The 5,802-nt window shown below is 69.7% G+C and carries 4 protein-coding genes; 1 reads left to right on the plus strand and 3 read right to left on the minus strand.

The window, feature by feature from the left end; translation table 11 throughout:
- Positions 1-618: 618 nt before the first annotated feature.
- Positions 619-1,713 (minus strand): glycerophosphodiester phosphodiesterase family protein, encoded by a 1,095-nt coding sequence (locus tag D7V97_RS39050; protein ID WP_120615668.1) that lies wholly within the window; start codon positions 1,711-1,713, stop codon positions 619-621.
- 38 nt (positions 1,714-1,751) lie between these two features.
- Between D7V97_RS39050 and D7V97_RS39055 the strand changes: the two genes are divergently transcribed.
- The gene (locus tag D7V97_RS39055; protein ID WP_120615669.1) at positions 1,752-1,985 is read left to right on the plus strand and encodes a hypothetical protein; all 234 of its coding nucleotides are present in this window, start codon (positions 1,752-1,754) and stop codon (positions 1,983-1,985) included.
- A 6-nt stretch (positions 1,986-1,991) separates the two neighbouring features.
- Here D7V97_RS39055 and D7V97_RS39060 read toward each other — a convergent pair whose 3' ends face one another.
- Positions 1,992-2,462, minus strand: a complete 471-nt coding sequence (locus D7V97_RS39060; RefSeq protein ID WP_120615670.1) for a nuclear transport factor 2 family protein — start codon at positions 2,460-2,462, stop codon at positions 1,992-1,994.
- Positions 2,443-5,802, minus strand: a 3,360-nt coding sequence (locus tag D7V97_RS39065; RefSeq protein ID WP_147445164.1) for a type I polyketide synthase, incomplete at its 5' end; no start/stop codon positions are given. The genes D7V97_RS39065 and D7V97_RS39060, both read right to left, overlap by 20 nt.

Raw genomic sequence — 5,802 nt, forward strand, 5'->3', positions numbered from 1 at the left:
GTCGGCAGCGTCAGAGGTGTATAAGAGACAGGGAGGACACCTTGGCGAGCAGCTCGCGCAGGGTGTCCCGCTCGGCGTGGCTCAGGGGCGCCATGAGCGTGGCGATGCGGCGGTAATGGTCGGGCAACATGCCCTGGATGAGCTCGCGGCCCCGCGCGGTGAGCTGCACGGAGTACATGCGCCGGTCCTCGGGGTGGTCCACGCGGGTGATGAGGCCGTCCTTCTCCAGCGTGTCGAGCAGCCCCGTCATGGTGGCGCGGGTGCACTGCGACAGCTCCGCGATCTCCGCGGGACTCAGGCTCTCTCCCGAGTCCTCCGCGATGAAGAGCTGGACGAGCACGACGAAGCGCCCTTGCGACAGGCCGTGCCGCGTGAAGTGAGCCTCGTAGGCGGCCGTCAGCTCATTGGAGAGCCGCAGCATCGTCAGACAGGTCTCGATGGCGCTGGGATCCAACGCGGGGAAGCGCTTGGCCAACTGCTTCAGCCGCTCGTACCGGGGGACGAGCTTCATCGAAGGGGCGTTCTTGGCGCGGGGAGGAATCACGGCGCACATCTAGTAAGGTCCCTAACAATTTTGCGCAAGATGATTTGGTACCTGACCATCTGGACCCTCGCCACCTACAAGTCGGCGTCCGTCGGTAGGTGCTCCAACAGGTAGACGGTGCGCAGTGAGGGGTGGCTGGCTTGCATTGAGCGCAGGGCGCTCGGGTCGAAGGACTGCACGTCCGCACGGTCGGCGAGCCCCCGGGAGAGGATGGCCTGGGCGACCGCCTCCCCATGGGCCGGGGCGACGGGTGTGTTCCCGTGGGTCCGTTTGAGTTCCACATTGAAGCGCACCCGGCCGGCGTTCCGGGCGCGGAGCGGGTCGCTCGCCGCGTGCTCGGTGTCTGACTGGCTTTGGGCGAAGGCGAAGACCTGGCTCAGGGTGGGGACGGTGTAGGGGTCCGGGAGGCCGGTGCGGGCGGCGAACGCGACGGCTTCGGGCGAGCGGGCGCGGTCGTTCGTCTGTTCGGGGCGGTCCTCGAGGAGCCTGTCGCAGACATAGGTGGCCTGGAGCCGGGCGACGGTGAGGGACGCGATGGGAACGGGGGCCGGGAGCGGGCTTCCGTCCGCGTGGCGGCACTTCGACGGAGAGAGGTCCGGGTCATGGGAGAGCACGGGCACGCCGTCGGTGGTGAGGACGGTGTCCAGTTCCAGTGTGGTCATGCGGTGGTCGAGCGCGGCTTCGAAGGCGGGCAGCGTGTTCTCCGGGCGCAGGGCGCGCGCGCCGCGGTGGCCCTGGGCATCGAAGCGCTTCGCATCGATGAGGCCGTCCGCGTCCAGCAGGTCTCCGGGCGTTCCGTCCGCGTTGGCGTCGAAGTCGCGCACCGCGCGGGCGAGCAGGTCCGGCCGGTCGCTGATGATGCCGTCCACGCCGCGCTGGAGCAGGGCTTTCATTGTCGGCAGGTCGTTCACCGTCCAGACGACGACCGGGTGGCCGGCATCTTGGAGGCGCTGCACGTCGAGTCCCTGGCGGTCCTTCAAGTCGAGCAGCGCGACCGAGGGCGAGCAGACAGGCGATTTCGTGGAGCCGTGGGCCCGGGCGTGCGCGCGCACGGTGTCCATCAGGCGCACCGTGGGGTCGGTCCGTGGGGTGCTGGGAGCGCGGCCGGATCCGGTGCACGCGGCAGCGAATCCCATCAGCAGTAATGCGAAGAAGGGAGTGGAGGGCACGGGATTCCTGCCATTGGGTTGCGAAAGGGGGTGGAGGGATGGATGTGAAGGATGCCACCGTGGAGGCGGCGCTGCGCCAGGCGTGCGAGGACGCCGGACTGCCGGAGTCCCTTCGGGGGTGCGTGTATCCGCTGCTGCGGGACCCGGAGGGCGAGTGGCCCCCGTGCTGCGGTGGGGGCTGCATGCCGTGCTCCTCCACGCTGGCGGACGTGGCGGTGCGCACGCTGGAGTTGCTGGGCACGCCGCGACGCTCGCCCCTGCCACCGGGTTGAGCGCGCCTACTGCGCCCCGTGATTGACCAACACCTCCACGCGCGGGAGCGACCAGTGCATCTGGACCATCCGCCACTCGGTTCCCCGGCGTTCGAAGGCACAGGTCACGCGGATCCCCGCGAAGGTGGTGGGCTTGCCATCCACCGTCACCGAGAGGTCCATCGCGGGCACCGTGAGACACGCCATCGTGGAGGGCGGCGCGCCTCCGTGCCAGAGCGGCTGGGAGCGCAGCGTCACGTGGAGGTCGCGCAGGTGTTCAAACTGTCTTTGGAATGAGTGCTCGACCTGCGCCCAGCCGGTGAAGTGGAGGTTGGAGTGGGTGCCCATGACGACGAGGTCCTCGTCATGCCAGAACAGCTCCCCCAGGGCCTCCAGGCTCCTGCGTTCATAGGCGTCGATGAACGCGGCGAAGCGTTGCCCCAGCTCCGCCTTCCAGCCGTCCCTGTCTTTTGTCTGCTCATCCCGGGTTGAGGTCATCGCACCGCACTCCCTTCGCTGTCGTCAGGCAGTTCTCGATGATCCGCGCCACCTCCGTCACGAAGGGCACCTCCATGACGGAGAAGTGATTGCCGGGCACCTCGTGGAACTGGAAGCACCCGGTCGTCAGCGCCCGCCACCACTCCTCCGCGTGCACGTCCAGGACCGTGTCCCGCTCCCGGCCCCGCAGATACACCAGGGGGACCGGGTGAGGTCCCGGCAGGTATGCGGCGAGGGCCTCATTGGTGGCGAGCACCACGTCGCGCAGCCTCGAGTCGGTCTCCATCGCGGCCCGCAGGCCTTCCGCCGCGCGCGGGGAGATGCGGCGGAAGGCGTCGATCAACTGGAGCACGTCCCCCACGCTCTTGATGCCCAGCCGACGTGAGTCCGCCACCGTCACCGTGTCGATCTGGATGACGCCCGCCACGTCATGTCCCCGCTCCAGCAGGACGGCCCCCATCTCATAGGCAATCACGCCTCCCGACGAATGGCCTCCCAGCCAGTAGGGCCCGTGGGGTCGGAACTCCAGCAGCTCGTCCACGAACCGGCGTGCCATCGAAGGCACGTCCCGGTAGAGCACCTCGCCGGGCTCCAGCCCCGAGGCGCGGAACGCATGGACCGGCCTGGAAGGCCCCAGCTGTCGCGTCAGCGGCAGGTACGTGTAGACCGTTCCGCCAATGGGCTGCACGAGGAAGAGCGGCGCCTGATCAGGTCGCCCGTCCTGAAGCTGCATCCGCAGCGTGGCCGGCTTCCGCAGGGGCCTTCCCGTCCGCTCCAGCGCCTCCTGCACGGCCCGCACGAACGCGCCCAGGGTCGGGTGCTCCAGCACCGCGTGCAGCGACAGGCGGACGGACAGCCGCGACTTGAGCTCGCGGTTGAGCTGCACGACCAGGAGGGAGGTTCCTCCCAGCTCGAAGAAGTGGCTGTCGGGCGTCAGCGTTTCCACCCCGAGCAGTTCCTTCCAGAGGTCTTCCACCAGTGCCCCCACCTCCTCGCTCCTCAGGTCGCGCCGCTCCGTGACGGGCTCAAGCGGGACACGGGGCGCCTGCGCCTCCAGTGAGTAGCGCTGGTGCTCAAAGGGATACGTCGGCAGTGGGACCCGCCGCCGTGGCGCCTTGTCCCGGGTCGCGCTCCAGTCCACGGGGACACCCGCGGTCCACAGCTGTCCCACGGCGCCGAGCAAGGCCTGTTCATCCGTCTCGGGAGGGTTCTGCCGTCCCTGCGGCACGCCGAGCGTGGCCAGGACCTGTTGCTCCTGGCCCACCTGGGGATGCAGCAGGGTCAGCGTGGAGAGGGTCCTTCCCGGACCGACCTCCACGAAGATCCGCTCGCGGTCTTCCAGCAGCAACTCCAGCCCGGTGGAGAACTGGACCGTCTGTCGCAGGTGCCGCGCCCAGTACGCGGGGTCGCGCGCGTCGTCCGCGCCCAGCCAGGTGCCCGTCACGTTGGAGACGATGGGAATCACCGGGGCCCTGGGCGCCAGCGTCGCGGCCAACGCCGTGAGCGGCTTCATCGCTGGCTCCACGACCGCGGAGTGGAACCCGATGGAGCGCGGCAGTCGCTTCGACCGCACCCCCTGCGCATGCAGCCGCGCCGCGAAGGCGTCCAGGGCGTCCAACGTCCCCGACACCACGCACTGCCCGGGCCCGTTCACGGCGGCCAAGGACAACCCGACATCGAGCTCCTGTACGAGCACGTCCTCCGACAAAGGCACCGCCAGCATTCCGGACGGTGGCAAGGCGTCGCAGAGCCGGCCGCGCAGGGCGACCAGGGCCACGGCCTCTTCCAGCGACAGGACGCCCGACAGACACGCGGCGGCGTACTCCCCCAGGCTGTGGCCCATCAGGGCCGATGGACGGATGCCCCAGGAGTTCAACAGCCGCGACAGCGCGTACTCCGTGGAGAAGATGGCGGCCATGCCCAGCGAGGGTGCCCGGAGGGCGTCTTCCGCGAGCGCCCTCTCCGCAGGCTCCGCGAACAGCGCGCCGCGAAGCTCGCGCTCCAGGTCCTGGCCGAAGCGTGCGAGGCATTGATCCAGGGCCTCGCGGTACACCGGCGCGCGCCGGTACCACGCCGCGCCCATGCCCACCTCTTGCGTGCCCGTGCCGGGGAACAGGAAGACCACTTCCGGTGCACGGGGCGCCATGCGCCGAGGTGGAACAAGCAACCGGAGCTTCACGGTGGCGTCCGCGGAGTCCTGGCACACGACGGCCCGTCGGTGCTCGAAGGCCGCCCTTCCCTCCTGTAGCGTGTACGCGCAGTCCGCCAGGGACGGGGGCGGGTGTTGCTCCAGGTGATCCGCGAGCCGCTGGCTCGCCGTGGTCAGCGCGTCCGCGCTCCGGGCCGACACCACCAGCACCGTCGCCTCTTCGCGTGCTTCGGAGAACGCTGGCGCGGGCGGGGCTTCTTCGAGCACCACGTGGGCATTGGTTCCGCCAATGCCAAACGCGCTGACTCCGGCGAGGCGCGGGAGCCCAGCGGGCGGTGTCCACGGACGCCCTTCCCGGCTCACCACGAAGGGGCCGCGCTCCAGCCCCAGCTCCGGATAGGCCTGTTCGAAGTGGACGGTCCCGGGCAGGAAGCGGTGCTTCAAGGCCAGCGTCGCCTTGATGAGCCCCGCCACCCCGGCCGCCGAGTCCAGGTGCCCCACGTTGCTCTTGAGCGAGCCCAACACACAGGACGGCGCGGAGTCTCCACGGTCTCCGAAGGCCAGCCGCAGCGCCTGGACTTCCAACGGATCGCCCAACGGTGTCGCGGTCCCGTGGGCTTCGACGAAGGTGACGTGTCGTGGATCCACTCCGGCCGCCGCGTGCGCCTGGCGGATGACGTCGCGCTGTCCCTCCACGCTCGGGGCGGTGAAGCCGACCTTGTCGCTCCCGTCGTTGTTGATGGCCGAGCCCCGGATGACAGCGTGGATGGGGTCCCCGTCGCGCAGCGCATGCTCCAGTCGCTTCAGCACCACGGCGCCCACGCCACTGGAGGGCACCGTGCCCTGCCCCTTCGCGTCGAAGGGGCGGCAGTGCCCGTCCGGGGACGCGATGCCGCCTTCCTCATATAGATAGCCAGACGGGCCCGAGGCGAAGAGGGAGACGCCTCCCGCCAGCGCAAAGTCGCACTCGCCCAGCCGCAGGCTCTGGCAGGCCAGGTGGACCGCGACCAACGACGTGGAGCAGGAGGTCTGCACCGTGAGCGCTGGCCCGCGCAGGCCCAGTTGATACGCCGTCGCCAAGGAGAGGAACTGCCACGGATTGCCCAGGATGGACCGATACGAATCGGAGGCCACGGCAGACAGGGCGCGGGAGCGTGGCAGGACCTGATCAAGCCAGTAGCGAGGCATCCC

It is taken from the genome of Corallococcus sp. CA053C, from assembly GCF_003611675.1.
GTDB lineage: Bacteria > Myxococcota > Myxococcia > Myxococcales > Myxococcaceae > Corallococcus.

Excerpts from the sequence above, each read along its gene's own strand:
- D7V97_RS39055 (WP_120615669.1), top strand. The coding sequence starts at position 1,752 with ATGGATGTGAAGGATGCCACCGTGGAGGCGGCGCTGCGCCAGGCGTGC.
- D7V97_RS39060 (WP_120615670.1), bottom strand. The coding sequence starts at position 2,462 with ATGACCTCAACCCGGGATGAGCAGACAAAAGACAGGGACGGCTGGAAG.